Below are 25,586 nucleotides of genomic sequence, written 5' to 3'. Positions count from 1 at the left end.
TTGAAGTTGGTTTTCACACCACACGCACTAAAGTTGCCATCCACTAACCACAATGGGATAGGGCAGCGAATCGAGGCTTGATGCACGGCCCATCTCATGCGACGGCCCAAGGCAGCGGTCAAGTTGCCATCATTGCGAATTGCTGGGAGAGCGCATGCAAACCTACAGGGTGCAGATCGAGCCGAAGCTTTCCGAGCGGCTCGAACAGGCCGCTCGGGTAGCGAAAATTGCGCCGGCCGAACTGATTGCGCATTGCGTTGAGCAGCACCTGGATATCGCTCTTCGGTATGTCGCGCTCCTCGATCGCTTGGACACGGTCGACCAGGGGCTTTTGGATCTGGCGAGCCTTGTCGGTGAGGCTTCCGCTGGGGGCGGCGTCGAGGTGTCCAGTATCTGCCGGTATTCGCCTCCGAAGTTATGACCGCCTCGCTCCATACGCTGGGTGCCGGCCGCGACGCCGGTCTGTACTACGTCAACGATCCCAATCGCGAGGCGCGCCCGAGGAGCCGGGACGAGTACTACATTCGGGACGGTGGCGGCGTTTGGTGGACAACGGGCGAAACGATTGTTCGGCACGGTGCTGCGATCGACAAGGAGAGCTTTCGAGATCTTTGTGCGGGGATTGATCCGCGCACCGGGGAGCGACTCGTCCGCGGTGCCGGACCGAAGCATCGAGCCGGATGGGACATCACGTTCTCTGCCCCGAAATCCCTATCCATTTTGTGGATGGCGGGAGACGAGCAGCAGCGTGCAGCGCTCCATGCGCTGCACCGCGGTGCGGTTGAGGATGCTCTCCGATTCTTAGTGGACGAACGCCTCGTAGAAGTCCGCTTAGGTCCAGGCGGTTATATCCGCGAGCCTGCCGCCGACGTTATCGTAGGGCGCTTCGATCATTACACCTCGCGTGAGGGGGACCCCACCATCCATACGCACGCCGTTTTAATGAACGCAGCTCGATCCGGTGAAAAATATCGCACCCTTGAGCCCGAAAAATTGTTCGAGCACCAACTCGTCCTTGGCGCGGCGTTCAGGGCCTCGTTGGCCCACCGTTTGGCGGCTATCGGATTTTCGCTGCGCGAAGCTGGACGCAATCAATTCGAGATCGCCGGCATCCCACAAAGTTTAATTGAGACGTTCTCGAAGCGGTCGCGCCAGATAGAGGAGCTTGTCGGACGGGACGCGACCGGCGCGCAAAAGGAGTTGGCAGCGCTGGCAACGCGCGGGTCAAAAGATGAAGTCCCCGTGGGTGAGATCCTGGAGGCTCGCTGGAAAGAAGAGCTCGCGCAAACTGGAACCGATCCATGGGGAGCGGTGCGCGACTTCGTGCCCGGTCGAGAGGTCGACGCCGTCGTCGAACGCGACCTTGATCCTCCAGAAATCGCGGGGTTAGGTCCGGTTGCGGTTGCCGCCTCGAAGCTCTTCCGGCATCAGAGTGTGATTAACCGCAAGGAGCTGTTGCATCGAGCCTTCATCGAGGCGGCGATTCGCGCGGTCAGCATAGACCAGGTTTGGGCAGAGCTGCGGTTGCACGAGGAACGTGGAATTGTTCGTAAGCTTGCGGGTAGAGAAAAGGCAGAGTGTTGGACCACGCCAGCTATCGCCGCGGCCGAAGCAAGCCTACTACGATCGGCGGATCGCTTAAATGAGCAGGATTGGTTTCAGCCGGAAGCACTTGAGACGGCGCTTGCCAACGCGCCCTATCTGTCCGAGGAACAAGCCGATGCTATCAGGTTTGCCGCCAATCGCGATGGGGTGACCATATGCGAGGCACCCGCCGGCACCGGGAAAACGGTGATGACGCAGGCGCTGGTCGAATCTGCCCAGCGCTCCGGCCTCAAAATTTTGGGATTAACACCCACCTGGGTAGCTGCCGACGAACTTTCTAAATCTTGCGGCATTGAAGCACGCGCTATCGCTAAATGGCGATACGACCATGAGCGCGAAATCGGCTCCGGGATCGATGCCAATACACTGATTGTTGTCGATGAGACCGGCTTGGCCGGCGTGCAGGATCTCGAAACGGTCTTAAGGGTGGCACATAAAGCACACGCAAAGGTTGTGTGCCTCGGAGACCGCCGTCAGCTCCAGGCCGTGCCTGGAGGTAGTGCGCTAAGAGCGATCTCCGATGTGATCGCGCGCGGTGCGGTTCTATCGCAAGTGCGTCGACAAACGGTGGAGTGGCAGCGCGCGGCGTCGATGGTGATGGCGAGAGGTGATTCCCACGCTGGTCTGCGTACCTATGCGCAACATCGGAAGCTCGAGCTCGTGTCTGGCGAAGCGAAGGCGCAAGCTCGCGTGATCGAGATGTGGAGCAACTATCGCCGCGCGCATGGTGAAGATGTTTTAATCGTCACGCGCCGGAATTCTGATGCCGCAGCTCTCAATAGAGCGGCGCGTGCGGTCCTGCGTTCTGAAGGGCGCCTGGTGGGTCAGGATCTATCCCTACTTGCCGTTGGCCGTGACAAGAAGATTGGCCCGATTGAGTTTGCCCAAGGTGACCTCATCCGGTTCAGTGAAAATCTGCCCCAGTTCCGCATTCGCAACGGGACACGTGGTACAATCGAACGCCTGCGGCGCGACGGCGCTTACGTGAAACTCGCCGTTCGGCTCGACGACGGGCGCATGATCGAAGCGGAATGGGAAGCTCTAGCTCGCGAGCGTGCCGAAGGTCCACCCAGGCCGCCACGTATTTCGCTGGCCTATGCGGGCACGGCGTATTCCGTGCAAGGCCGAACGTCGGCTGCCGCGGTGCTGTACGTGGCGAAGCCGACGGACGCGCGGGAGGTTTATGTCGGACTTACGCGACACAAGATCGATGCTTACGTTGTCGCCGAACGCAACCGACTTGAAGCTGCTGTAGCCAAGCACCAACTCGACCCTAGGAAGGCTCCAGGGGAGGCTGCAATTCGTGAGCGGCTTTTCAAGGAAGCGACAGCTTACGCAGAAAAGGTGAACGTTGTGGATTTCGCTGACGATCGCATTGAATTCGCACGGACCGGGCAAGTTGAAATGCGACACGAAGCGGGATCCCTCAATCTCGGTCGAGTTGCACGGGCAGCACGGCGGATGTTGGAGGCTTCGCGCGAAATGGCAGCTGACAGCTCTCTCATCATCCCCGTTTGGCGGTTGATCGTTAGTGCGCGCGACATCAGGCAAGATATCGCACAACGCGTGCGACAGACCGTTCAAGCGATTAAAAGCCGTATAGATTTCAGGGTCAAAGAGCGCGCGATAGCTCGCGAATGGGACCGGGGGCGTTGAGATGAGCGGACGTGACTACGCCTGCGCCGCCCTCAATCATTGCCAGACGGAGCCAGAAGACAATATTGCCAAAGAAAGTCGAGTGACGCGCTGCCTTAGCCGAGGCATGCGCAACGTTTTTACAGCTCGGCCGGAGTTCTGAACAACCTTGCATCGCGACTTCGGGCCGACGTACCGAGGTCGAAGAAGGTGCTTTGAAAGGGGACCGGCGCATCTGCTTACATGGCAGAACATGATGCGGCCGCGGCGCACGGACACACGCGGCCGCCGGCCGTGCGAATGGCGGAGAGACTGGGACTCCCTGTCCCGATGCTGGAAATGCGCGAAAACCGCCGAAAAACAAGGATTTTCGAAAAGCCCGGTCGACTTTTGTGACCACCGCCGTGTACCACCGATTTGACCCGTCCGGCCGCCAATCTCGGCCGAATTCGAGGCCGCTTGGGACGGTCCGTTTCAACCTGGGGCGGCAGAATGTGTTTCGGCGCGGGGTCTCGACCGTGATCGGCGTGGGGGTCACGCCATCCCGTATTGCGAAATCAATGGCTTGAAGGGGTCCCGACGGTGCCGATGAGGGGCACTATTCAATCAGCATTCACAGTCTGCGGCCGGGCCGCTGCGCTTTTCAAGGCGGGCCATCGCAAATTGAGCTTCGTCTTTAAGCCGGCGTTAATGGCGTCTGCGCAGCGGAACGTACCTTAACCTGCCGTGAAGGTGAGGGGGCGGATGCTGGTCGCTTTACGGCGGCAGAGCCATGGCCAACGACATCATTACGCACCGGGACGCGCTGCGCCACACGATGGGCCGCTCTGCCGTGAGCGTCGGCCTGACAGTCCTCTTGACGTTGTCCCTGTGCTTCCTGCAGTTCGGACCCGATCCGGATGCGTTGGTGCGCGTCGGCTTCGTGACCAAATCGTCCATCCTCATCAGCATGATGATTTCGGGGCTGCTGACGGCCGCCCTGAGCTACCGGTCCGCGCTGACGATGCGCGAGCTGGCGCTGACGCGCGCCGAGCTGCAGCGAATCTCCGGCACCGACCAGCTGACCGGACTGCTCAACCGACGTGGCTTCGACCAGGCTGCCGAATCGGCCCTCACCAAGGCGCGCGATGCTAACCTGCCGACCACGGTGCTGATGTGCGACATCGACCGCTTCAAGGCGATCAACGACCAGTTCGGGCACGACTTCGGAGACAAGGTGCTCATCGCGGTCGCGCAGGTGTTGTGCTCCTTCGCCGAGCGAAGGCAGATGCTGGTGGCAAGGCATGGCGGCGAGGAGTTCGCCGTTGTGATGACCGGGGTATCCAGGGAACGCGCTGCCCAATACGCCGAAGGTCTGCGGCAGGCCTGCGCCGCCGAAGCAGTCGTCGGCGAAGGTGCCTCGACCAACGTGACGATCAGCATCGGGCTCGCCCAGTCCCATGGCGAAATGGATCTGGGCAAGGTCATGCGCATGGCCGATCAGGCGCTCTATGCCGCCAAACACCGAGGTCGCAATCGCGTGGTCCGGGCGGACGTTCTGGCGGACTCGGTAGCGGCGTAGCGGTACCCCTACGAGGTGCGCAGCGCGAGTATTTCGACGAGATCCAGGACGTCAAAGTGACCAAGGACATGCTCGATCTCGCCAGGCACATCGTGAATCAGAAGGCCGGCCGGTTCGATCCCGAGAAGTTCGAGGACCACCACGAGACCGCGCTGAAGCCCGCAGCGACCAACGTCGTCGACCTGATGGAGGCGCTGCGGCGGAGCGTCGGTCAGGAGGCCCCGCCGGCGAAGGCGGGCAAGCCCGCCAAGAAACCGCGAAGTGGCGAAGGGCGAAAGTCGAGGATGGACAACGGATTGTCCGAACCGAGGGGTTGTTGGAGCCCGAGCCGTCCCGAACCGGAGGTCTGAGGCCAGCCCTAGACCTCCTGAAGAGCGTCGGCAGCCGCGCGCGTCCCACGCCGTTTTGATCAGCCCGGGGCGGGCGTCCGATAACTACTTCGTCGGGGGGCGCAGCGGACTGTCTGCCCACTTGCGGGCGGTCGGGTCGCACAGCGGGTCGCCATCGCAAGCGGCACAAACGTATCGCACCTGCCGCTCGTCGACGGTATCGGGCACGGCAACCATCGGCTTGCCGCAGACCGGACACGCCTTCCTGATCGAAAAAAGCACTGCCATCGGATCTCCCCCGCACCGCAACTCTAATTCCGGCGACGGCGCCGACTCAAGCGGATGCCGAAAGTTTTTCCGGCGGCACCGCGTCTTGACTCCCCGGGTAAGGACGTACTCAACTCTGGGCAGTGATGTCGTGGGAGTGCGTCATGGAGCAGGAGTTCTATCGGGGTCTCGCCCAGCGGGTCCGGATCCTCGCGGACAAGGCCGACCCGTTCACTCGGCGTCGTCTGCTGGACCTCGCCAAGCGGTACGACGCAAAGGGCGAGCCCTTGCGGTCCGGAGCGGCCGAACGCCCGCTGCCGGTGCCACGCATCACGCCGCCGGCGTCGGTCTTCACCGGGCCCGGCGAGGCCTGAAAGCGCGATCAGCGCTTACGCGGGCCATCCGAAGGCCCCTCTCTCTCTCAGCTCGCCGTCGTGCGAGCGCAACCCCTGCGCAAGCGAAAGGCGGCAGACCGCTGTCGAAGGCGTTCGATGAAGAGCCCGAGAGATCCGCGCGGAAAGGTCAACCTTTGAGGTCGAACTGGCTGCGCAGCCTGTCCGCGATCGCCGCGATCATGTCGGTGCGACCCGGATCTTGCGGTCCATCCGTCATGATCGCGACCTTCCAGGTATCCTCGTGCGGCACGACCGAGATAGCGAGATCCGTCGGCAGCTCGCTGATATCCTCCATTTCCAGCCTGATCGCGGCCTCTAGTTCTTCCCGGGTTTTTGCCGGCTTCTTCAAGCGTCGGCCGCCGTCTGGCTGGCTAAGCGTGATGGGCCTATCCGCGAGCGCATGTTTGGGGCGATCATCGTCATCGACAACAACTCCTTTCTAGGCAGCCCAAGGCCCCCCTCGTTACGACCTTCGCTATCTGATAACCCGTCTCGCTCCTGCATGCTCCAGCGCCGCCGGCGAAATCGGGAGCTGACAAAGGATGCATCTGTTCGGTTCCTCATTATGAAGCGCAATTGAATTGTGAAACTGCTAAACGCCAGACTGCAGCAGCCGCCTCGGGCCCGCCCCGGCGAGCGCCGACAGGTCCGACCGCGCAGACCGCCTCGTCTCAGAGACCGCAAACTCCCGCCGTTGCACGAACATCGCGCGCGGGCCCGGCGGGTCAGCCGTCGAGTAGGGTGCCGATGAGCTGAAGCAGCGCCTGGTGTTCCGGGCCACTGGCCCCATTTCGCAGGAAGTTGCCGATCTCCGTATAGGACGACCGGCCGCCAGAGCTGACGTTCGGCCGGTGCTTCACGGCGGGCATCTTCGACACCGGCTCGCGCGACAAGAGCCAGACATCGCCATTGCTGCTTTCGTAGATCACTCGTTCGGTCATGCCGATCAATCGATCCGGCGGCATTCCGTTCCCGATTGCAGATGGGGCGCGCGGGCCGTAGCATCCGCCGCACAAGCGCCTCCGCCACGGCCCGCTAGGTGAATGCCGGCCATGGAAACGAGGTGCCGAAGCAGCGCAACGAAGTCGAGGAAAGAGCCGACGATGTCCTCCGAGCAACCTGATCCGGAGCTGTCCGAGACCGCCCAGCAGATCAATGATCTGTTCGACTCGACAGAACTCTCGAAGGCCATCGAGACGGAAGAATTCAAGCAGTTCCTCGATTACATCCCCATTGCCATAGTTGTCTCGAAATTCTTTTGCGGCGATCAGCGCATCTGCTACGCGAACAAAGCATTCGAAACTCTCTTGGAGCAGGACACGGATTGCGCGGGCAAGGGCTGGTCGATCCTGGCCGGGTTCAAGGACGAAAAAGATTCGAAGGTCACGCTGGACCTGGCGATGCTGCGAAGCGGAGAAGAGTTTCTCGGCACCTTTCGGGCGGAGCATCCAAAAGCGCTAGTCGTCGAGGCCTTCTCCGGCCTCATTCAGAACGAGGACGGGAGCGAAAACTACCGCATTGCCGCGCTGATCGACATAACCGACCGGGCGCGCGCGGAGCGCGAGGAGTATGCCCGCCGGATTCGCGACAAGGACATCCTGTTGCGGGAACTGCAGCATCGCGTGAAGAACAATCTGCAACTGATCGTCGCCCTGATACGGCTCGAAGCGCGCAACGAAAGGAGGGGCGAAAAGGTCAACCTGCAGACGCTTGCTGGCCGCATCGAGTCCTTGCACCTCCTTTACCAGGCGCTTTCCAACGACGGCGCGGGAGACGAAGTCGATCTCGGCCACTATTTGAGCCAGATCGCCGCCGCCGTCATGAATACCTGCGCCGTCGAGGGAATTCGGCTCGATCAGAAAACGGACTACGCGCCGGTCTCGGTCAACACAGCGCTGTCTGTGGGCCTTGTCGTGAACGAGCTTCTGACCAACTCCTTCAAACATGCCTTCGGTGGCCGCGACCGCGGCGTGATCACGGTCGAATGCGTGCGCCACGGCGAGGACCGCTATCGTGTCGTCATCGCCGACGACGGCGTTGGTCTGCCCGAAGGCGGCGTCTGGCCGGTTCCGGGAAAGATCGGCGCGCTTATCGTCCAGACTCTCAGAGAAAGCGCAAAAACGGACTTCGACGTCCAAACCGCGCCAGGCCGGGGCGTTCGGGTAACGATGAACGTCGATCGAAAGGCCGCCGCACGAGGTCATCCTTGAGGAAGACTGTTTCCAGCCGATCCGCTCGGTGGAGGATCGCCCGTCCACGACCCCGGTTCGTACATCACGCGCAACCAATCATCGCAGGGCAAATCAGAGCACGATCCGAGAGCATGATGATCGATATCCGTCTCGGACTGGCGGTCACCGCTTCTACGCCTCTGTCGGACCGAACCTCGTCGTCGCGTGAAGCACAGCCAGAACGGCTTGAGAGCGGCTAGTCCGTCGTTGGGCCCTGATCGCCTCCCGAACTCGCCGCTGGTGCAGCTGCCTCCTGATCTGCAGTCTCGGGCGCCGGCTGCGCAGACGAGTTCAATTGGACCGCCTGCTCCTGGGACGATGGATTCGCTTCGCCGACCGCGGACGACCGACCCTCCGCCGCTTCAACGGCATCCAATTCGCGTCGCAGGTCGGCCGCCGTCTTCTCGAATCTTTCCCGATCGGCGTCGGTATTCATCGCTCGCGCGAACCGCTGCGCGCGGGCAATCTGCTCCAGCAGGAACTGCTTGCTTCGAGCCATGGCGTCATCTGGTTCGATGCCCTGTCCCGCCGACCAATGCGCGAAGCGCGATTTCGTTGCCGTGGCAAAGGCTCGATTGCTTGGCCGTGGGGCAGCCGTTCCGAATCCACCGATGTGCGACTTGGGCGGTGCCACCGTGATCCGGAGTCGGCGGTTCCGGACGCTGACGAACAAATCCGCGCGCTCTCCTCGCCGCGATGAGCTACGGCTCCAGGAGCGTTCTGAACGGGGCCGCTAGGCAGAGGAGGAAGCGTTCGCCCGCGCCCGCTCACGCGCGTCGCGCGCACGCTCCCGACGTTCGCGACGCCGCCTCGCCCGCTCGGCCGGCTGCACCAGCGGCGGCAGCGGCGCGTCTACGGCTGGTACCGTCTCTATGGCCCGGTCGCCGACCGGGCGCGCCTCCATGAACTCCAGTACCATCCGCCCCTTGACGGTGATCTTCCAGCCGCCACTTTCGCGCGCGACCAAGCCTTGCGAAAAGATGTCCAGGTCCGGCACGCGCGCGGCCAGCCGCTTCGTGCGATCGGCCCAGTCCCGACCGCTGGTCACCAGGATCGCCATGTCGCGCTTGAGGTCGTCCATCACGGCAAATCCATCCGGATAGCTCACCAGGATCTTGAGCACCGTGACTTGAAAATTCACCCCGCCTCCTCCTCCGGTCAGCGCCACATGGTCGGCGCTTGCAAGAGAGATTGGCGTCCGACCTGCTTGAGACTTTCGGGCGACATCTCTCCGCCGGTAGCGGCTTCCAGAATCCTCGAGGCGACGTGGGTGCGCGCCCGGACATCACTCTCGCAGACGTCGTCGAGAACCGCGCGCAAAAGCGCGGAAGTGGAGGTGTCGAACATGAAATGCCCCATGCGGAAAGCCCGATCCTAGCTCAATTTTTCGCTTTTGGAATTCGGAATATTGAATTGCTGATTTCGCGGATCCTTGGGATCGGCGTTCACGGTGACGTAGTCAGCTGGCGCTCGATCGGGCAGGTGGCCTATGGCGCAATCCCAAACAACTTCTTCGGCGCGCATTAGACTGCGCCTATCCCTGGGCCGGGATAACCGTGCCTCCCATCGCATCGATGATGAGCCCGCGCCGGACCCGCGAGTGGTCAGAGTAGCTGCCCCGCTTCCTAAAGACAGCCGGTCTCGATCCCCAAGCCGGCCGATCGCGACACGGGAGAGAGCGAGATGGAGGAGAAGACGCTCGGTCTTCTGCCAATCCGCTTTCAGAACTACGGCGTGAATCTCGCGGCGACCTACATCGGCGGGGTGCTCGGCAACGCGTCCAAAGGATCGAAACAGGGCACGATCTACGAAGGCCGCCTGAACCTCGCTGTCGACGTCGATCTGCAGAAGCTCGTCGGGATCGACAAGCTCACCTTTCACGCCAACATGGCCCAGATCACGGCGACGGGTTGTCGCGCTCCAATCTCGAAGGAACGAGCATCCGGCACCCTCCGTTATCTCGCATCGATGTTGCCAAAAGGAGGAGACGATGGAAACGGAAAGACGTGAAACAGGAACGCTGATCGGCAGCGATAAGGTCGAGGGCACCGCGGTGTACGGCGCCGACAGCCAGAAGATCGGCTCGGTCGAGCGCGTGATGATCGACAAGGTCAGCGGCCAAGTGTCTTATGCGGTTCTCAGCTTCGGTGGCTTCCTGGGAATCGGCGACGATCATTACCCGCTGCCATGGCAATCCTTGCAGTATGACACGGCGCTTGGCGGCTACCGGACCAATCTCACCGCGGAAAGGCTGCAGGGAGCGCCGAAATACGGCAACGACAACGACTGGAATTGGGAGGACCCCGGACGGACGAGAGCGGTGAACGATTATTATTCCGGCTTCTAACCGATCCCGGCGACCGGGGCCGCCGCCGATTTCGAATGACTTCATCAGGAAATGGCTTCGCGACCTGCGACGTCTGGTCGGCGCTAAGCCTGGGGGAGGAACTCGCGGCCGACTGTGGTTCGCTTGAGTCCGTCGGCAGGCCAGGTGTCAATCGGCTGACGATCGGCTTCGGCGCGCGAGGCTCCCGCCGGGATTTTCAAGCTTCGCCAAACGAGATGCGGAGGCGAGCAGCATCAGAAACAGCGCGCGATTCGCCTGGTACCCGGCGGCCGCCCGGCTGCGCTCCGACCTCTGCATGAGGGCGCGCCCTCTGTTGTGCAGAGATGCCACCTGCATGCCCGGCGGCGCGGTTCTCAGCCGGATTTCAAAAAGCGGCAGCTCGTACGGCATCGGCGGCGTTGCTCCGTGACCTATTGCATTGTCTTTGCAGCGGGACGCAGGTTCAAGTATTCATGAAAAATGGTTTGAAAGCTCGAACTGTTGGATATAGCCTTTCTTGGTCGGAGCTCACGTTCTTGGCGTAGCGCAAAGAATGCGAGTGAGCGGCCAGGCAACGCCGCCCCAACCCAAACTCCATTTTTGCCCATAGATCCGTCCGGGAGCGCTCCCGCACCGGACCCAGTTCGAGCCGCGACAATGTCATCCCGACCCAGCAGGATCGCGCTGTTCATCGATGGCGCCAATCTTCACGCCGCCGCGCGGACGCTGGGGTTTGATATCGACTACAAGCGCCTTCTGAAGGAAATCCAGAGCCGGGGTACCCTGGTCCGAGCCTTCTACTACACGGCTGTCATCGAGGATCAGGAATTCTCCTCGATCCGCCCGCTGCTCGATTGGCTCGACTACAACGGCTACACCGTCGTGACGAAGCCGACCAAGGAGTTCGTCGATTCCTCCGGCCGACGCACGGTCAAGGGCAACATGGACATCGAGCTCGCGGTCCAAGCCATGGAGCTCGCCGGCGAACTCGACGAGATGATCCTGTTTTCCGGGGACGGCGATTTCCGGTCGCTGGTCGAGGCCGTGCAGCGCCGCGGCGTACGGGTGACTGTGGTCTCAACCATCGCCAGCCAGCCTGCGATGGTTGCCGACGAGCTCCGCCGCCAGGCCGACGTCTTCGCCGACCTGGTGGAGCTGCGAGCCAAGATCGGGCGGGACCCCGCCGGCCGACCGCCGACCCGCGAAGGCGCCGATATCCGCAGCCCCGCCGCGCGGCGCGCCACCACTGCGTCCCCGGGTGCGGAGCCCGGCGAACTCATTCCGTAGTTCGCGGAGCTCACGGGCTTCGAGCGCAAGTCCGGTTCGCCGACATTCCATCAGATGCAGCGTCAACCATCGACTGCCGCACGCCGGGCACACCTTGCGGACCGGATAGAGCACCGCCGTCTGGACGCGGAAATGCCACTCTACGTCGGCCGAGCGCGCCATATCTTCCTCGCCTAAGCTAAGCCGTGAACCCATAAATCTGCCAGCGCACGGCTTGCCAGAGTCCGCTATGCCTCGATAGCGACCAAATTCTGCAGCGCAGCTAAATGAGAAGGGAGCCCAAGGGCGACCTCGGGGCCGGTCATCCAATGTCGCCGTTTGAGCCGGAGCGGACAATTGCGCCCTATTGCGGCGATCGCGCTGCAATGTCGCTATTGGGGCGTCGGGCTCGGCCTCGGGTTCGGGCTCACGTAAGTCGATCTTCTCCGCCGCGCTGAGGAACCGGCCGGGCATATTTTGCTTGAATCCGCGCCGGCTCACCGCCCCGAGCCGGCGGAGCGGCCCCGGCCCCCCTCAAGAGCCCCCCTGAAGCTGGGGCCGTCTCTCCGCCGGTCTAGTCGGAGTAAGCGTATGCGTTCCTCGCCCTCGATCGTGCCGGCTGATCGTCTCGACCGCGACATCTACCTCGTACTTGAAGACTTCGGCGCGCGTGCCGGCTGCGCATGGCGCGAGACGGATGAAGCGGACAGCGATCTCGAAACCGTGTTGCAAGGCCTCCTCTCCGGCCAGTACGTCGCGGTCCGGATCGTGTGCTTCAATGCGAGCGAAGGTTGGTCGCGCGACGCGACCTCCGACGTCGCAGACGCGCTGGCGCAGCGCGTGGTCGATAGTAATGACGACATCTCGTCCGCCCTGCAGGACTTCATCGCCGGCAGCGGCACCAGGCGCTTCGATGTACAGCTCGCGCTGCCACTGCGGGGCGCAGCATGATTTTCCGAGAAGGCAAGCTGGAAGGCCCTGCGCCGCAAAGCGAGCGCGACCACTTCATCCGCTGCACGATCTGCGGCAAGATGCTGGACATGCGCGACCTCGGCAATGTGCTCGACCATCTGCATGGGCAGGAGATCGAGGAAGAGCCCACGGCGCATTGACGGAGGACCGGACGTGGCATGTGCACGCTGTGACGGCACCCGCTGGGGTTGCGAGAACCATCCCAACCGCCCTGGGACGGGCCAAAGGCCTGCGGCTGCGGCTGCGGCGGCGCCGGCGACCCCTGCCCGGCCTGCAACGATGCCGCGCCCGACGAGATGCCGCTGCCGCCGGGATTTGAAAACAGCATCACCAGCATCGACCTCATGCGCCCGCTGGTGAGGAACCGGGCGGGAAAGCCGCCCCGGAAGCCGTGAAGCCAGAATGTGTACTCATCGGCGCCGCATGCTCGCATCGAGGCGAAAAATGACACTTGGCAGATCTGACGGTATTTGGCTGAATGAGCCGAAACAATGGACCAGGAAGGGCAACAGCCTTGAAATGGTCACTGACAATGCCACTGACTTCTGGCGCGAGACTCATTACGGTTTTATCCGCGACAACGGACATTTTCTGGGGTTCCGAACGGGGGATGCCTTCACGGCCGAATTGCGCGTCCGAGGTAATTTTCAAGCGCTCTACGATCAAGCCGGCCTCATGGTGCGCGTAGACGCGAATCGCTGGCTTAAGGCCGGGATCGAATTTGCGGACGGACGCGCCATGCTTTCGAGCGTATTGACCGATGGGCGGTCGGACTGGGCAACCGCCCCCTACGAGCACGACCCACGTGACTTCCGATTGCGGATAACCGTTGCACATGGCGTTCTTCGTGTGCAAGTTTCGGAGGATGGCAAGGTTTGGCCTCTCATGAGGCTTGCGCCGTTCTCCAAGAACACCTCGTTTCTTGTTGGACCGATGGCCTGCACGCCGGAGCGGGCCGGGCTGGAGGTGGCGTTTTCGGAATTTAGGATGACAACGCCGCTCGGCAAGGACCTTCACGATCTGGAATGAGGAGGTTTGGCGAGGGGCTACGTTGAGCGCCAGAACCTTTCGCTCCGCATGGCCTCGCGTCGGTTCACCCGGCTCACCAACGGCTTTAGCAAGAAGCTAGACAACCACGTTGCAGCCGTCGCGCTATATGTCGAGCACTACAATCTTTGCCGGATTCACGAAGTCCTGCGCACGACGCCAGCGAAGGCGCTAGGGCTTGTTGAGCGGCCGTGGAGCATTGCTCAGCTTGTGGATGCCGCGCTTGCGGTGGCCCCCGCCATGCCCACCGAGACACCTCCGGACCGGCGCCGGAAGTTCCTAGTAATCGAAGGTGGTAAAATCTGAGATATCACGCAGCGATAGTTGCTAATAGCTGGGTGTGGGAATAAAGATACAGGGAGGAAGTTCCGGATATTACAAATTTCTAATGCAAAACTCGCTCGCAAATTCAATGTCTTACCAGACAGTTAAGACGCAAAAATTGTTGACATCGCCTCAGTTATCCCCCATAAACACACCCGTAATCGCGAAGCAGGAGACTGCTAGCCCCCCGTCGGCCCCGGTCGGCGGGGTTTCGCGTTTTAGGGGTGTGTAGATGACACGCGCCGCCCTCTATATCGACGGATTCAACCTTTATCATGCGTTGGATAAACTGGGTCAGCCCCATCTGAAGTGGCTAAATCTTTGGGCCCTAGGTCGGCGGCTCCTGCTAGATCCTGCAGAAGAACTCTACCTCGTTCGGTATTGCACAGCCATTAAGAAGGGCGACCAATCAAAGGTCGCGCGCCACGCCGAATATATAACGGCTTTGGAATTCAATGGCGTGGAGATTCACAAAGGTCACTTCATCACGGACCAGGTTGATTGCCACGAATGCAACCACGTTTGGGATAAGCCGCAAGAAAAAGAGACCGACGTAAATATCGCGGTCCACCTGATCGACGATGCATATCAAGACTTGTTCGATACCGCCTACCTTCTCACCTCGGATTCCGATCAGGGTGCGGTCGCGCGGATGTTTAAATTCCGATTCCCAGCCAAAAAATTGGTTTCCGTTGCGCCCCCCGGAATGGAAATTAGTAAGGCCATATCCCCGGCCCACACTCCGCACAAACTAAAAATTCCGGTGAGCTTTATCGAAGATTGCCTCTTGCCCGGAGTGCAGATGGCGGACGTGCCAGAACGAATAGTGTTCAGGCGGCCGCAAAGTTATCAGCCTCCTGCTGGGTGGTTGTCTCCGAAAGAGCAGCGGGCCAAAGCCAAAGCCTGAGTGGCCTACTTTGAAATCCCGAGTGGCCCCCGGTTAACCGATTGTTCACTATTGGACAGACGCTGTGGGAGGATCTCGGCATGATCGCCCCACATTGGCTTTCCTTAATTGTATTTTGCGTTCCGCTCGGTGGTCTCAGGACTGCCGGGCTTTTGCTTGGTGGTCTGCTTTGATTTTCAGAGTGGCCTATTTCGGCCAGTACCCGCTGCCCGGTACTGGCCTGTTTCCGACCTCAGTGGCCTAGTTTGATTTTGGCCGTGGCCTGATTTGGTTTGTTCACTTTTGAACTTAAGCGACTTGGGGTAGTTTACTTGTATCACCGGCCACGATTTCGAGGCGTCGGTGGCTGAGAGATCGCGCGCTCCCGCCTATACAAGGGAGCGACGCATGACCAGCGACAGCACCAGCTTTGAAGCTCGGAAACTGCTAGAACGCGCCGATCAGGCCATTCAGGAAAGTGTTCGCCTCCGGGCGCTCAATCGGGACATCAGGAAGAAGGTACAGATCGCCTTCGCTGAAATTGAATGGCAGATTTCGCGGCCGAACCCCGACTAATTAGAGGAAGGCGTACTTGAGCCATTCCCAATGAGTTCCGCGAAAGGAACGAAATAAAGGACTCGCCACCCGCAATCTTACGGACGATGATTACTTCCGTCACAGTCCGGACCTCGGCTTACATCTGTGATGAGATCGCCATCACGCGCTCCCGCCTTCTTCCGATGGAAAGGACCGCACCATGAGGCGACGTCTCATCAAGCAAACAAAACCGCTGAAAGAACGCCTTCTGGAAGAGGCTCAAAACCTGCGTGAAGAGGCGAAGCTGGTCGGTGGCGCACTTCGCGACGCCGGCTTGAAAAAGGCCCGCCAGATTGAAGCGGCCGCACATATGGATGATTGGCTCAATTCGCCGGGCCTTCGGCCTCCCAAGGGCGACACCGTAGCCCAGTGAGATTGAAGGCCGCCTCAGTTGGCGGCCTCTTTCATAGATCCATTTCATATTGCGGGCCGAAAATTCTTCTGACGTGGCCCTCGTACTCTGCCTCACTTTTCGATACCTGAGCGATGCCGAGTAGTTGGCCGAGATGTTGGCGCAGCGCCTTGACGCCGATATCTGAAAGAAACTGGTGCAGGCGCTTTTTTCGTTCGTTGCCGTTGTTCGCGCGCTGAGCCCTCGTAAGCTCCAGAATGTGCCCCTTGCTGTTAGCCAGCGGCCAATAGACATGGTTGACGGTCAGATGCTTAAACTTCCATGGCTTATTACGTTCCGGTTCGGGCAGCTCATAAAGCCGATACCATTCTGGGTCGGCTTATCTCCTCAAGGCAGACATAGCGGCCCTGTAGCGAAGGTCGGCGACGGGCCACAAGCTGACCAAGCTGATCCGTTCGATCGCTTTCGCGCGGGTCAAAGAAGCTCAGGGGGCGTAGCCCTTTCAGGTAGTTAGCGGGATCAACTCTGGTCGGCGGGACAAGAGCCGGACCTCTAGCCGGGCCGATTCGAGCGGACTAAGTCATCTCAAGGACGTTGTATGCCGCTATCGGACGATGCAACCCCTTGAGCGTCAGTTCACCCACGGGCTCAGCGGTCACCCTCGCGTCAAGCGCTTCCCGTACCTTGCTATCGACGAGAATCTGACTGTCGCGCGCCTCTGCGCAAAGACGGGCAGCCAGATTTACCACGGTTCCGATCGCGCTGTACTCAGAACGACCCTCAAAGCCGATAGGTCCGAGGGTCGCATATCCAAATGCAATGCCGACTCCAAAACCAAGTTCGTGTCTTGCACGCCGCCATTTATTCGATAATTCCAACAGGCGGCTTCGCATCGCGATAGCCATTTGGACAGCTCGCTTGCATGGATCTGTACAAGGAATCGGATCGCCGAAAATCACCATGATTCCGTCGCCCAGGAACCTCTCCAACGTGCCTTCAAACTCGTGGACAAGGGAGCCTAAGGTGGCATGATATTCCTGCATCACCGCCATCACCTCTTCGGGCTCGGCAATCTCTGCGAACGCCGTGAAACCTCGAAGGTCACCGAAGACTATTGTCACCTGTCTGCGGTGGCTCGCTAACGGCTCATATGTCGATGAAGAAAGAATCAATTCCGCTATCTGCGGCGAGAGAAAGCGCTTTAGACGGCTGACCCGTTCAATTTGCACAACCTGCTCCGCAACACGCTGCTCGAGCGTTCTATTCCACGCGGCGAGTTCGATCGCCTGAGCTTCAACTCGGTCATGTAACTCCTTAATGCGTAACATGGAACGAACACGCGCAACGAGAGCGGCATGGTCGACTGGCTTGGTCAGATATTCGTCGGCACCCGCGTTAAGTCCAGTGACGACATCCTGTGAGTCGGTTCGCGCCGTCACCATGATGATTGGAACAAATCCAAGCGTCGTATCGACCTTCAGTCGCCGGCAGACCTCAAAGCCATCGATCTTCGGCATCATGACGTCGAGGAGGACAACGTCCGGCGCGACTTCGCGCACGACCGCGAGCGCCCTCTCGCCGTTTTCAGCCTCCATGGTCTGATAACCCTCGGCGTCGAGGCGAGCTGTAAGAAGGCAGCGGTTCGTTTCGTTGTCATCCACGATCAAGATTCGGGGTGGGACATGCATCTCTGCTCCACGTCAGCATGCGCTGGAACTTCATGTCAGGTATCGATTGATCGTCTCAAGTAGCTTTCTTGCGCTGTAGGGCTTTGCGACATAGGCATCGCAGCCTGCCGCGCGTGCCTTTTCTTCATCGCCGCCAAGCGCATAGGAGGTAACGACGATGATTGGAATATGGCGGAGATCTGACTGCGCTTTTATGCGCCGTGTCGCCTCGTATCCGTCAAGAATAGGCAGTTGGATATCCATAAGGATCAGGTCCGGGCTTTGGGTTCGCGCCGCCACGAGCGCTCCTTCGCCGTCGTGCGCCTCGATCATTTCGTAACCGACGCTTGTAAGCAGATCGCGCAGAATCTGCCGATTGTCCTCCTGATCCTCGACCACCAGTACGCGCTTGCTCATGTCTGCATCGCCTGCTGCTCGAGCCGAGCCGGCACCAGAAAAGAGAATCTCGCCCCGTGGCCGAGGCGGGATTCTATCCAGATTCGACCACCATGCATCTCCACAATGCGCTTTACGATGGCGAGCCCCAATCCCGCGCCTCCTTTCGTCTTGGTGATCGAGTTATCCACCTGCTGGAATTCCTGGAAGATTCTGACCTGGTCGACTGAGTCGATGCCCGGTCCCGTGTCCTGAACGGAAAAGACGTAGGAATCTCCCCTCGTTTCCACTTCTATCCGGACCTCTCCCGCGTCTGTGAATTTGATCGCGTTACCAACGAGATTGAACAGGGCCTGAGCAAGCCTGCGTTCGTCTCCTCGCGCCGGCGGCAAGCCAGGCGGAACAGCAATTCTCAAACTTAGTTTCTTCTCCGCGGCGAGAGACTCAACGGAGGTATGAACAACGTTTATCAATTCCTCTACCGAGTAATCGGTCAGAGAAAGTCGAAGCTGTCCGGCTTCAATCTTGGAGAGATCGAGGACATCGTTGATGAGCCCGAGCAGATGTCTGCCGTTTCGTTGGATGCGTTCGACGGCGGATCGCATTTTCTCCGGAGGATTGCCGTATATGCCATCGAGCATGAGCTCTGAAAAGCCGAGTACTGCGTTCAGTGGCGTCCGCAACTCATGACTCATGTTTGCGAGGAATTGCGATTTGTGACGGCTGGCCTCCTCAAGACTTCGGTAGAGCTGCTGCAGCTCTTCGCAGGTCGAATTGACGTGCGCCGCAAGCTCCCCGAGTTCGTCCCGATTGGGAAGCTCGATACGCTGGGCGAAATCGCCAGCGGCTATCCGATTCAGTCCGTCATGAATGATGCGCACTGGTTCGATCACAGACCGGGAGATCGCATGTCCCAGGACCAGCGTAAGCACGAAGCTTGCGAGCGCGACCGCAGCGACAAGTATCTGAGATTTGGTGTAGGTTTGTCGGCTCGCATCTATGCCGGCCACCATGTCCGCTTCAGCCCGGTTGACCAATTGATTGGTCAGTCGTTCGAGCTTGTCCGCGAGAGGCCCGAGCTCCGCGAGTTCGCTCTGTTTGGCCTCAGCCCCTCGCCCGCCGCGGATGAGATCGACGATGTGTGAAACGACCGCAATAAAGCGCGCATATTCTTCGCGCACCTGGTTGAGCAGCGCCACCTCGTCCTTTGCGACGAACGAGACACGGTCAAGGTCGTACCCAAACTGGTTGATCTGCCGCAGCACAACTGCCAATGTCGTTTCGTTCGGAAAGGCGAGCGCTGTGGATACGCCATAAAGTTGTCGAAGCGTATTGTGCTGCATCTGCCGATATGCCTCGATCTTCTGCTGTAGGCCAACAACCTGGTTCGCCCGCTGGTCCGCTTCGCGGAGCGAAAGGAGGCCGATTAGCCCAACCGAGACCAAGAGCATTTCGATGACGAAGAAGGCCATCAGCAGTTTCGTGCGCAACGAGGGGCGCAGCTCAAACCCGAGAAGCCCGCTCTTCGCTGACGTCTCGTCGCCACTTCCTCGCGACGTTGCAGGGAACGGGCGCTGACCAAGAAACGAGGTCGAATCAGCTTCCAAGTTCACGTCGAACCTCGTTCAGGAACCGCCAGTCGGCTGCGTCCGCGATAATCTTTGTAGGGTTCGATTTCAGCATCCTCGCTTCGCGCAGGCGAAGAGCGTAGAAGCGGATTGTGTCTTCGGGATCAAACTCGCGCCAGCGGTTGTACGGCACATCCGCAAGCGTCTGAGCCGCATAGTCGTGGCGAGGCGTGAAACCCCCATCAACCATTCGCTGCGCAACGAGGGCCGGCGCGCTTACGCACAAATCCGTCGCACGAAGCATCGCGCGAACTACACGTTTGGTGGCGATGGGATTCTTTCTGACAAACTCCCGATTCCCCGCCAACATGCAGCAAAAGTACTGCGACCATGGGCGATCCTGCGCACTGTTGACGATTACGTGCCCGATGTTCTTGGCACGCAGACGCTGTGGCTCCGGAGGGAAGCCAAGGAACGCGTCAATCTTACCCTCAGCAAATAACTCCATCGGTTTGACCGATGCACTGGTCACCCACTCGATATCCTTGGCGGGATCAAGTCCGACAAGCGTCGCCATCGCGCTGATGAAAACGTGCGGGCTACTGCCAACCCCCTGCTGGCCGACGGTTCGCCCCTTCAGGTCGGCAACGCTGCGTATGCCTTCCCTGGCGAACAGCTCGAAGCAGCCGACATGAACCCCAGCCACAACAGTAATGCTCGCGCCTCGATCGATCTCAAGAAGAAGCGGGCCAGAGAAATGCAGGGTGAAATCTATGTCGCCCTTCGCGATTGCTCTGGTTTGCTCCACGCCGGCGTCAGATTCGACGTAAACGACGTTTGTAAAGCCCTCGGCATTCAAGAGCTCGCTCACCACGTACTGCGGAGCGATACAAATGCTCGCGTTCTTCGCAAGACGGATTGTCGGGGTCTCTGGCGGCAGAGTGGACTCTTCGGCTTTCAGGCGCGCCGCCGCGATCCCAAACAGGGCAGTGGTAGCGGCACACGCCCCAGCCAACAGCAAGTCGCGACGGTTCGTATTCATCGGGACCTCCTCGAAAACGCTTTAGATCAATCAGCCTCCCAGTTCAGGTCGAACCGCGTTAAGGAACCCCCAGTCAGCTCCATCCGCGATAAGTTTCGCCGGGCTCGATTTAATCATCCCAGCTTCGCGCAGGCGAAGCGCGTAAAAGCGGATTGTGTCCTCAGGATCGTACTCGCGCCAGCGATTGTACGGCACATCCGCAAGAGTCTGAGCCGCGTAGTCAAGGCGAGGCGCGAAACCCCTATCCACGATGCGCTGTGCAACGAGGGCCGGCGCGCTCACGCACAAATCCGTGGCCCGGAGCATGGCGCGCACCACGCGCTTGGTGGCGATAGGATTCTTTCGAACGAATTCGCGATTGCCCGCCAACATACAACAAAAGTACTGCGACCATGGCCGATCCTGTGCGCTGTTGACGATGACGCGACCGATGCTCTGCGCACGCAAACGTTGAGGTTCTGGGGGAAATCCAAGGAAGGCATCGATCTTGCCCTCCGCAAACAATTCGATAGGTCTGACCTTCGCGCTCGTCACCCACTCGATATCCTTAGCGGGATCGAGCCCAACAAGTGTCGCCATCGCGCTCAGAAATACATGGGGGGGCGATTCAAGCGATTGGATGCCGACGGTCCGCCCCTTCAGGTCGGCGACGCTGCGTATGCCCTCCCTGGCGAAGAGCTCGAAGCAGCCGACGTGAACCCCGGCCAGAATGGTAGTGCTCAAGCCTCGGTCGATCTCGAGAAGAAGTGGCCCAGAGAAATTCAGATTGAAGTCGACATCGCTGTTTTTCCAGATAGCTTTGTCTTGTGCAGCGCCGCTACCAACGAACCCGGTTTCGACGTGAACTACATTTGTAAATCCCTCGGCATTCAGCAGGTCGCTTACTACGTACACGGGCGCGATGCAGATACTCGGGCTCTTTGCGAGGCGGATCGTGGTGGTTTCTGGCGGCGGATCGGGCTCTTCGGCCCTGAGCCGAGTGGTAATGCTCCAAAGCAGCGGAGTGGAGGCGGCGCAACATCCCGCCAACAGCAAGTCGCGACGGTTTGTATGCATCGGGACCTCCTCGAAACCTTAGGGTTGCTTCGGGGGCCGAACGTCAGGCCGCGTGATTGCGGGAAAAGGCCCCGCTCTCGATAAACATATCACCGCTGCGCTAGGTCGGATATGACCGAGTACCTGACGTGTCTGCAATTCCAGACAATCCTCGGCCGAACTAATTTAGCTTTCTTGGGTCCCCGTGGTCGGCTTAGGATCACAGGCCGACTTCCGAACCGACTTGAACCTGGGTCGGCTTTTCTCCTGAAGGCAGACATCGTGGCTCTTCATGCGAAGGTCGGCAGCGGGCCAGAAGCGATCGTTTAATCGGCAACGGCCACTCGACCGAAGTCGATCCTAAGCGACCCCCCTATCTCCGAATCAGTATTGTCAGCTTCAAATCGGAATCGCCGGCCAGCGCGAAGCTCACTTGCTCGTAGCGGAGAAAGCCTTTCACGGGATGATCGAATGTCCACTCGCCACCGTAGTGCTTGGGCTTGTTCACGGCGAGAGGACGGCGCCTCGCGGGTCGATAGCGCGATTTGTGGCGACGTAGTCGATCTCACCACGCGTAATGCCGATGTCCATCAACTCGCTGTCCGTCAGGCAACACAGCTGCGTTCGCAGTCTCTCGCGTTTGCGCCACTCGCAAAACGCATCCCAATATGCTTCGAGGGGGCTGTGATACTGCCGCCTTGCGGTTGCCGGTTCGAACTCAGTGGTCTCGTGGATCGTGCTCATCGCGGTGTGTCCAAGGTGGGCTGTTTCACCACGCTAAAGCTGCCAGCACATCCGCCGGCGTGCTTAACAGGTGGCTTACATTCTCCTTACCGCCAGCTTATTCTTTGTGCTCCTTTGGGGCTTCAGAGGTGACCTCGAAAAGGAATGGCAGCTTGCGTTATCTCTTTGAGGACTACGCATTGGATACCGACCGACGCGAACTGCACCGCGCAACGGACGTGATTGTTGTCACACCTCAGGTGTTCGATCTGCTTGATTACCTGATCCGAAACCGGGAGCGCGTCGTCAGCAAAGACGACGTCATCAACTCCGTTTGGAACGGACGTATCGTTTCCGATGCCGCGCTGACGACCCGCGTGAACGCCGCTCGGAGCGCAATCGGCGACACGGGTGAGAAGCAGCGCCTAATAAAAACATTGCCGCGCAAAGGTTTCCGCTTCGTAGGTACAGTGCAGGAAACACAGAGGCTCGCAAATGAGACGGCTGGCTCAGTCGAGCGAACCGGCGACAAGCCGCCGCGCCTATCCATCGTAGTGCTACCCTTCGCGAACCTGAGCGGCGATCGTGAGCAGGACTATTTCGTGGATGGCGTAACCGAGAGTTTGACCACAGACTTGTCGCGCATCGCTGGTTCATTTGTACTCGCACGGAACAGCGCCGTCTCATACAAGGGGAGAGCAGTCGATGTACGGCAAGTCGGCCGCGAATTAAAGGTCCGCTACGTGCTCGAGGGTTCAGTGCAACGCAGCGGCAAGCGGCTTCGGATGAACGTGCAGTTGATCGATGCTAATAGCGGCCAGCATCTTTGGGCCGAGCGCTTCGAGAAGTCTGTCGTCGACCTGTTCGACATGCAGGACGAAATCGTATCGAGGCTCGCCAATACATTAGGTGCCCAACTCATCGCGGCCGAGGCGCGACGAGCCGAGCGTACGCTGCACCCCGATGCGATGGATTTGTACTTCCAAGGCCGGGCCTGGTTGATGAAGGGGTTTAGCCCTGAATGCGTAACGCAAGCGCGGAGCTTCTTCGAACGCTCTCTAGAGTTCGACCCCGGCAATGTCGAAGCAATGATTGGCCTGGCAAATGTTGATACGGCAGTTGCAGCCAGCTTTGCGACGGATGATGGGCCTGCGCGGCTTGCAGCAGCCGAGGCGATGGTGAATAGGGCATTGTCGATCAGGCCGAACCATACTTCGGCCCACTTGGCTCGGGGCAGGGTCCAGATCTTTACGAACCGGGCCGCCCAAGGCAGCCGTGAATTCGAGCATGCGTTGGCGCTGGAGTCGAATAGGGCCAACGCTCATGCTGCCCTTGGTTTTGCCAAATTCTATATGGGGCTCGCTGCCGAGACCGAAGGCCATATACTCGAGGCTTTACGTCTCTCCCCTCGCGACGTTGAAGCCTACCAGTGGACGTGCTATGTGGGCGTGGCCAAGCTACAGCTTGGCTCGGATGTCGAAGCCGTCAGTTGGCTACGACGAAGCACTGAGGCGAACCGCAACTTTCCTCTCGCCCATTTGTTGCTCGCCGCTGCGTTGGGCCTGAGCGGCGCGTTCGATGAGGCGCGAACTGCTGCAAGAACGGGACTTGCGCTCAACTCAGGTTTCACCATTCGTCGCTTGGTCGCTGCTCAACAAAGCGATAATCCAGCTTTCCTTGCTGGGCTCGAGCGCATCTCTGAAGGCTTGCGCCTCGCTGGCGTGCCGGAGGGGTGATGAGCGCTTCGGGTCAGAAGTCGACTTTAGCGCGATCCTGCCTACGTCGGCTTTGGGTTTGGCTGTGTGAAGACGCGAAGACGCTCAATCGTGATAGACGAAGTTATTCGTTCAAGACTGTTTTAGTGGCTCAACGCGCAAGTGAATGCGACCTAGGGATCGAATTGAAAAGTATCATTCTTCGTCGCGTCTCGATTGTTGAGTTTTTACACATGGGGTAATTCCGGGCTCGGAGCCATACTCAGGCTCTGGGAATCAGCTCTCCAGGACTCGACGAGGCCTACCCCAGGGCCTTGCAATGATGGAGAGAGGCAATGGAGCACTATGTCGGATTAGACGTGTCACTGAAACTGACTTCGATCTGCATCGTCGATCGGACAGGAAAGGTCGAGCGCGAAAGGGGGGTTACGTCTGACCCGGAGGCGATCGCGACGTACATCAAATTGCACACGTCACACGTCGTTCGGATTGGACTCGAGACCGGAGCAACGTCGACATGGCTGTGGACCGAGCTGAATAAGATCGGGTTACCCGTTATCTGCATTGACGCCAGGCATGCGAAGGCGGTTCTGAAGATGCAGATCAATAAGAGCGACCGAAATGACGCTGCTGGCATTGCGCGCATGATGCAATGTGGTTGGTACAAGGAGGTTTGCGTCAAGGATCTCGACAGTCATGCGACCAAAGCCCTTCCTGTCAGTCGAGCTCTGCTCGTCAAGATCAAGCGGGATATCGAAAATCAAATCCGGGGTCTCCTCAAGAATCTTGGGCTCGTCGTCGGACGAGCGAAGATGAATGTGTTTGCTGTGCGCGCCGCGCAGTTGGCCGAGGAACGGTCAGAGCTTTTTGCCGCGGTCGATCCATTGCTGAAGGCACGCGAGGCCGCCGAGCAACAGATGCGGACCTTGACCAAGGTGCTGCGGCTCGCTCGCAACAATGCTCAGGTGCGACGGTTCATGACGGCTCCTGGCGTCGGCCCGGTCACGGCCCTTTGCTTCCTTGCGACGATCGATGACCCCGCTCGCTTCAAGAGGTCACGAAGCGTCGGAGCCTACGCAGGGCTAACGACTCGCCGATACGCATCCGGGGAGATTGACTGGACGGGCCGAATCTCGAAATGCGGCGATAAGATGCTGCGAAGTTACCTCTACGAGGCGGCCAATGTGCTGCTGACACGCGTAGCAAAATGGTCAGCACTCAAGCGTGGGGTATTCGGCTTGCGAAACGAAGTGGCCTACGCAAAGCCAAGGTTGCGGTTGCCCGAAAACTTGCTGTCATTCTGCATCGGATGTGGATCGATGGTACCGAATTTAAATGGTCATCAAGGGATGCTGCTGATCAGCCTGTATAAAGGATAAGGAGTTCCCGCCGAACAGCGGGAGCGAACGTCCCTGCCGGGACGCTGGCGTTGGTGAGATCGCCTCTGGCTTTGCGGTGCTCGAAAGGGCAAAGCGCGCTTCACACATTGATCCGCTAACGTCATCTTACGCCATCATGCGGAGGGCGCGCCCCTACCGCGGAGAGAACCATGGACCCGGCAAGGATGTTCAAGGAGAGCTTGACCTCACTCCCGGAATTAGAGAACAGCCAGGGTCACATGCGGTCGTAGCGGCCGTATACGTCCTT

Annotated in this window: 29 protein-coding genes and 3 pseudogenes; 19 read left to right on the top strand and 13 right to left on the bottom strand. The window is 59.7% G+C overall.

Translation table 11 applies throughout. The features are described from left to right. Positions 1–154: 154 nt before the first annotated feature. From IVB42_RS19305 to IVB42_RS19290, 4 genes and pseudogenes are all read left to right on the top strand, one after another. Positions 155–421 (top strand): hypothetical protein, encoded by a 267-nt coding sequence (locus IVB42_RS19305; protein ID WP_247471034.1) that lies wholly within the window; start codon positions 155–157, stop codon positions 419–421. Then, positions 418–3,261, top strand: coding sequence for a MobF family relaxase (gene mobF / locus IVB42_RS19300; RefSeq protein WP_247471031.1), 2,844 nt, complete (start codon positions 418–420; stop codon positions 3,259–3,261). Before IVB42_RS19305 ends, mobF begins: the two co-directional genes overlap by 4 nt. A gap of 751 nt (positions 3,262–4,012) precedes the next feature. Next, entirely contained in the window at positions 4,013–4,801 is a 789-nt protein-coding gene (locus IVB42_RS19295; RefSeq protein ID WP_247471026.1) for a GGDEF domain-containing protein, read from the top strand. Continuing rightward, positions 4,802–5,061: pseudogene (locus IVB42_RS19290) on the top strand (Ku protein); the annotation flags it as partial. A gap of 174 nt (positions 5,062–5,235) precedes the next feature. On the opposite strand, the gene IVB42_RS19285 reads toward IVB42_RS19290, so the two are convergent. Beyond that, positions 5,236–5,418, bottom strand: coding sequence for a hypothetical protein (locus IVB42_RS19285; protein ID WP_247471023.1), 183 nt, complete (start codon positions 5,416–5,418; stop codon positions 5,236–5,238). Positions 5,419–5,561: 143 nt separating this feature from the next. Here IVB42_RS19285 and IVB42_RS19280 point away from each other — a divergent pair, with 143 nt between their 5' ends. Beyond that, positions 5,562–5,771 (top strand): hypothetical protein, encoded by a 210-nt coding sequence (locus IVB42_RS19280; RefSeq protein WP_247471020.1) that lies wholly within the window; start codon positions 5,562–5,564, stop codon positions 5,769–5,771. 148 nt (positions 5,772–5,919) lie between these two features. Here IVB42_RS19280 and IVB42_RS19275 read toward each other — a convergent pair whose 3' ends face one another. Beyond that, positions 5,920–6,141 carry a hypothetical protein gene (locus IVB42_RS19275; RefSeq protein ID WP_247471018.1) on the bottom strand — a complete coding sequence of 74 codons (222 nt, stop codon included), beginning with the start codon at positions 6,139–6,141 and terminating at the stop codon, positions 5,920–5,922. 376 nt (positions 6,142–6,517) lie between these two features. After that, complete coding sequence (locus IVB42_RS19270) at positions 6,518–6,733, bottom strand: hypothetical protein (RefSeq protein WP_247471073.1); 216 nt, start codon at positions 6,731–6,733, stop codon at positions 6,518–6,520. Between the two features lie 162 nt (positions 6,734–6,895). On the opposite strand from IVB42_RS19270, the gene IVB42_RS19265 reads away from it, so the two are divergent. Continuing rightward, positions 6,896–8,002 (top strand): histidine kinase dimerization/phosphoacceptor domain -containing protein, encoded by a 1,107-nt coding sequence (locus tag IVB42_RS19265; protein WP_247471015.1) that lies wholly within the window; start codon positions 6,896–6,898, stop codon positions 8,000–8,002. A gap of 316 nt (positions 8,003–8,318) precedes the next feature. Beyond that, the gene (locus IVB42_RS19260) at positions 8,319–8,723 is read left to right on the top strand and encodes a hypothetical protein (RefSeq protein ID WP_247471012.1); all 405 of its coding nucleotides are present in this window, start codon (positions 8,319–8,321) and stop codon (positions 8,721–8,723) included. 33 nt (positions 8,724–8,756) lie between these two features. On the opposite strand, the gene IVB42_RS19255 is transcribed toward IVB42_RS19260, so the two are convergent. From IVB42_RS19255 to IVB42_RS19245, 3 genes are read right to left on the bottom strand one after another with little or no spacing between them, the layout of a single operon-like run. Further along, on the bottom strand, positions 8,757–9,164 hold the full coding sequence (locus IVB42_RS19255) for a hypothetical protein (RefSeq protein ID WP_247471009.1): 408 nt from the start codon (positions 9,162–9,164) through the stop codon (positions 8,757–8,759). 17 nt (positions 9,165–9,181) lie between these two features. Beyond that, positions 9,182–9,370 carry a hypothetical protein gene (locus tag IVB42_RS19250; RefSeq protein ID WP_247471005.1) on the bottom strand — a complete coding sequence of 63 codons (189 nt, stop codon included), beginning with the start codon at positions 9,368–9,370 and terminating at the stop codon, positions 9,182–9,184. Positions 9,371–9,397: 27 nt separating this feature from the next. Beyond that, positions 9,398–9,547: a hypothetical protein gene (locus tag IVB42_RS19245; RefSeq protein ID WP_247471002.1), complete on the bottom strand. Its 150-nt coding sequence runs from the start codon at positions 9,545–9,547 to the stop codon at positions 9,398–9,400. Positions 9,548–9,706: 159 nt separating this feature from the next. Here IVB42_RS19245 and IVB42_RS19240 point away from each other — a divergent pair, with 159 nt between their 5' ends. Next, positions 9,707–10,033: a carbohydrate porin gene (locus tag IVB42_RS19240; protein ID WP_247470999.1), complete on the top strand. Its 327-nt coding sequence runs from the start codon at positions 9,707–9,709 to the stop codon at positions 10,031–10,033. Continuing rightward, positions 10,014–10,370, top strand: a complete 357-nt coding sequence (locus IVB42_RS19235; protein ID WP_247470996.1) for a PRC-barrel domain-containing protein — start codon at positions 10,014–10,016, stop codon at positions 10,368–10,370. Before IVB42_RS19240 ends, IVB42_RS19235 begins: the two co-directional genes overlap by 20 nt. 147 nt (positions 10,371–10,517) lie before the next feature. Here IVB42_RS19235 and IVB42_RS19230 read toward each other — a convergent pair whose 3' ends face one another. After that, on the bottom strand, positions 10,518–10,760 hold the full coding sequence (locus IVB42_RS19230; RefSeq protein WP_247470994.1) for a hypothetical protein: 243 nt from the start codon (positions 10,758–10,760) through the stop codon (positions 10,518–10,520). 246 nt (positions 10,761–11,006) lie between these two features. On the opposite strand from IVB42_RS19230, the gene IVB42_RS19225 reads away from it, so the two are divergent. From IVB42_RS19225 to IVB42_RS19190, 8 genes and pseudogenes are all read left to right on the top strand, one after another. After that, complete coding sequence (locus IVB42_RS19225; RefSeq protein ID WP_247470991.1) at positions 11,007–11,636, top strand: NYN domain-containing protein; 630 nt, start codon at positions 11,007–11,009, stop codon at positions 11,634–11,636. Positions 11,637–12,206: 570 nt separating this feature from the next. After that, the gene (locus IVB42_RS19220; RefSeq protein WP_247470987.1) at positions 12,207–12,566 is read left to right on the top strand and encodes a hypothetical protein; all 360 of its coding nucleotides are present in this window, start codon (positions 12,207–12,209) and stop codon (positions 12,564–12,566) included. After that, the gene (locus tag IVB42_RS19215) at positions 12,563–12,727 is read left to right on the top strand and encodes a hypothetical protein (protein WP_247470985.1); all 165 of its coding nucleotides are present in this window, start codon (positions 12,563–12,565) and stop codon (positions 12,725–12,727) included. Before IVB42_RS19220 ends, IVB42_RS19215 begins: the two co-directional genes overlap by 4 nt. A gap of 304 nt (positions 12,728–13,031) precedes the next feature. Then, positions 13,032–13,616 (top strand): DUF1349 domain-containing protein, encoded by a 585-nt coding sequence (locus tag IVB42_RS19210; RefSeq protein ID WP_247470982.1) that lies wholly within the window; start codon positions 13,032–13,034, stop codon positions 13,614–13,616. Positions 13,617–13,634: 18 nt separating this feature from the next. Further along, positions 13,635–13,940, top strand: a pseudogene (locus tag IVB42_RS19205) (transposase); the annotation flags it as partial. Between the two features lie 250 nt (positions 13,941–14,190). Beyond that, the gene (locus IVB42_RS19200) at positions 14,191–14,865 is read left to right on the top strand and encodes an NYN domain-containing protein (protein ID WP_247470980.1); all 675 of its coding nucleotides are present in this window, start codon (positions 14,191–14,193) and stop codon (positions 14,863–14,865) included. A gap of 387 nt (positions 14,866–15,252) precedes the next feature. Beyond that, on the top strand, positions 15,253–15,420 hold the full coding sequence (locus IVB42_RS19195; RefSeq protein ID WP_247470977.1) for a hypothetical protein: 168 nt from the start codon (positions 15,253–15,255) through the stop codon (positions 15,418–15,420). Positions 15,421–15,601: 181 nt separating this feature from the next. Next, positions 15,602–15,814: a hypothetical protein gene (locus IVB42_RS19190; protein WP_247470975.1), complete on the top strand. Its 213-nt coding sequence runs from the start codon at positions 15,602–15,604 to the stop codon at positions 15,812–15,814. 554 nt (positions 15,815–16,368) lie between these two features. Here IVB42_RS19190 and IVB42_RS19185 read toward each other — a convergent pair. The 6 genes from IVB42_RS19185 to IVB42_RS19155 all read right to left on the bottom strand — a co-directional run bounded on the left by IVB42_RS19185 (position 16,369) and on the right by IVB42_RS19155 (position 22,245). Beyond that, positions 16,369–17,454, bottom strand: coding sequence for a response regulator (locus tag IVB42_RS19185; protein ID WP_274535508.1), 1,086 nt, complete (start codon positions 17,452–17,454; stop codon positions 16,369–16,371). A gap of 57 nt (positions 17,455–17,511) precedes the next feature. Next, entirely contained in the window at positions 17,512–17,877 is a 366-nt protein-coding gene (locus IVB42_RS19175) for a response regulator (RefSeq protein WP_085394089.1), read from the bottom strand. Continuing rightward, positions 17,874–19,469 carry an ATP-binding protein gene (locus tag IVB42_RS19170; protein WP_247470973.1) on the bottom strand — a complete coding sequence of 532 codons (1,596 nt, stop codon included), beginning with the start codon at positions 19,467–19,469 and terminating at the stop codon, positions 17,874–17,876. Before IVB42_RS19170 ends, IVB42_RS19175 begins: the two co-directional genes overlap by 4 nt. Next, entirely contained in the window at positions 19,453–20,466 is a 1,014-nt protein-coding gene (locus tag IVB42_RS19165; protein ID WP_247470971.1) for an ABC transporter substrate-binding protein, read from the bottom strand. The genes IVB42_RS19170 and IVB42_RS19165 overlap by 17 nt, the downstream gene beginning before the upstream one ends. Positions 20,467–20,496: 30 nt before the next feature. Continuing rightward, complete coding sequence (locus IVB42_RS19160) at positions 20,497–21,522, bottom strand: ABC transporter substrate-binding protein (RefSeq protein WP_247470968.1); 1,026 nt, start codon at positions 21,520–21,522, stop codon at positions 20,497–20,499. A gap of 483 nt (positions 21,523–22,005) precedes the next feature. After that, positions 22,006–22,245: a DUF1127 domain-containing protein gene (locus tag IVB42_RS19155; RefSeq protein WP_247470966.1), complete on the bottom strand. Its 240-nt coding sequence runs from the start codon at positions 22,243–22,245 to the stop codon at positions 22,006–22,008. 152 nt (positions 22,246–22,397) lie between these two features. Here IVB42_RS19155 and IVB42_RS19150 point away from each other — a divergent pair, with 152 nt between their 5' ends. After that, positions 22,398–23,960 carry a winged helix-turn-helix domain-containing protein gene (locus IVB42_RS19150; protein WP_247470962.1) on the top strand — a complete coding sequence of 521 codons (1,563 nt, stop codon included), beginning with the start codon at positions 22,398–22,400 and terminating at the stop codon, positions 23,958–23,960. A gap of 314 nt (positions 23,961–24,274) precedes the next feature. After that, positions 24,275–25,311: pseudogene (locus IVB42_RS19145) on the top strand (IS110 family transposase). Positions 25,312–25,586 lie beyond the last annotated feature (275 nt).

It is taken from the genome of Bradyrhizobium sp. 45, assembly GCF_023073155.1.
Classification (GTDB): Bacteria; Pseudomonadota; Alphaproteobacteria; order Rhizobiales; family Xanthobacteraceae; genus Bradyrhizobium; species Bradyrhizobium canariense_D.
Note: the sequence above shows the minus strand (reverse complement) of the source record. Positions and strands in the feature narration are given on the sequence as shown.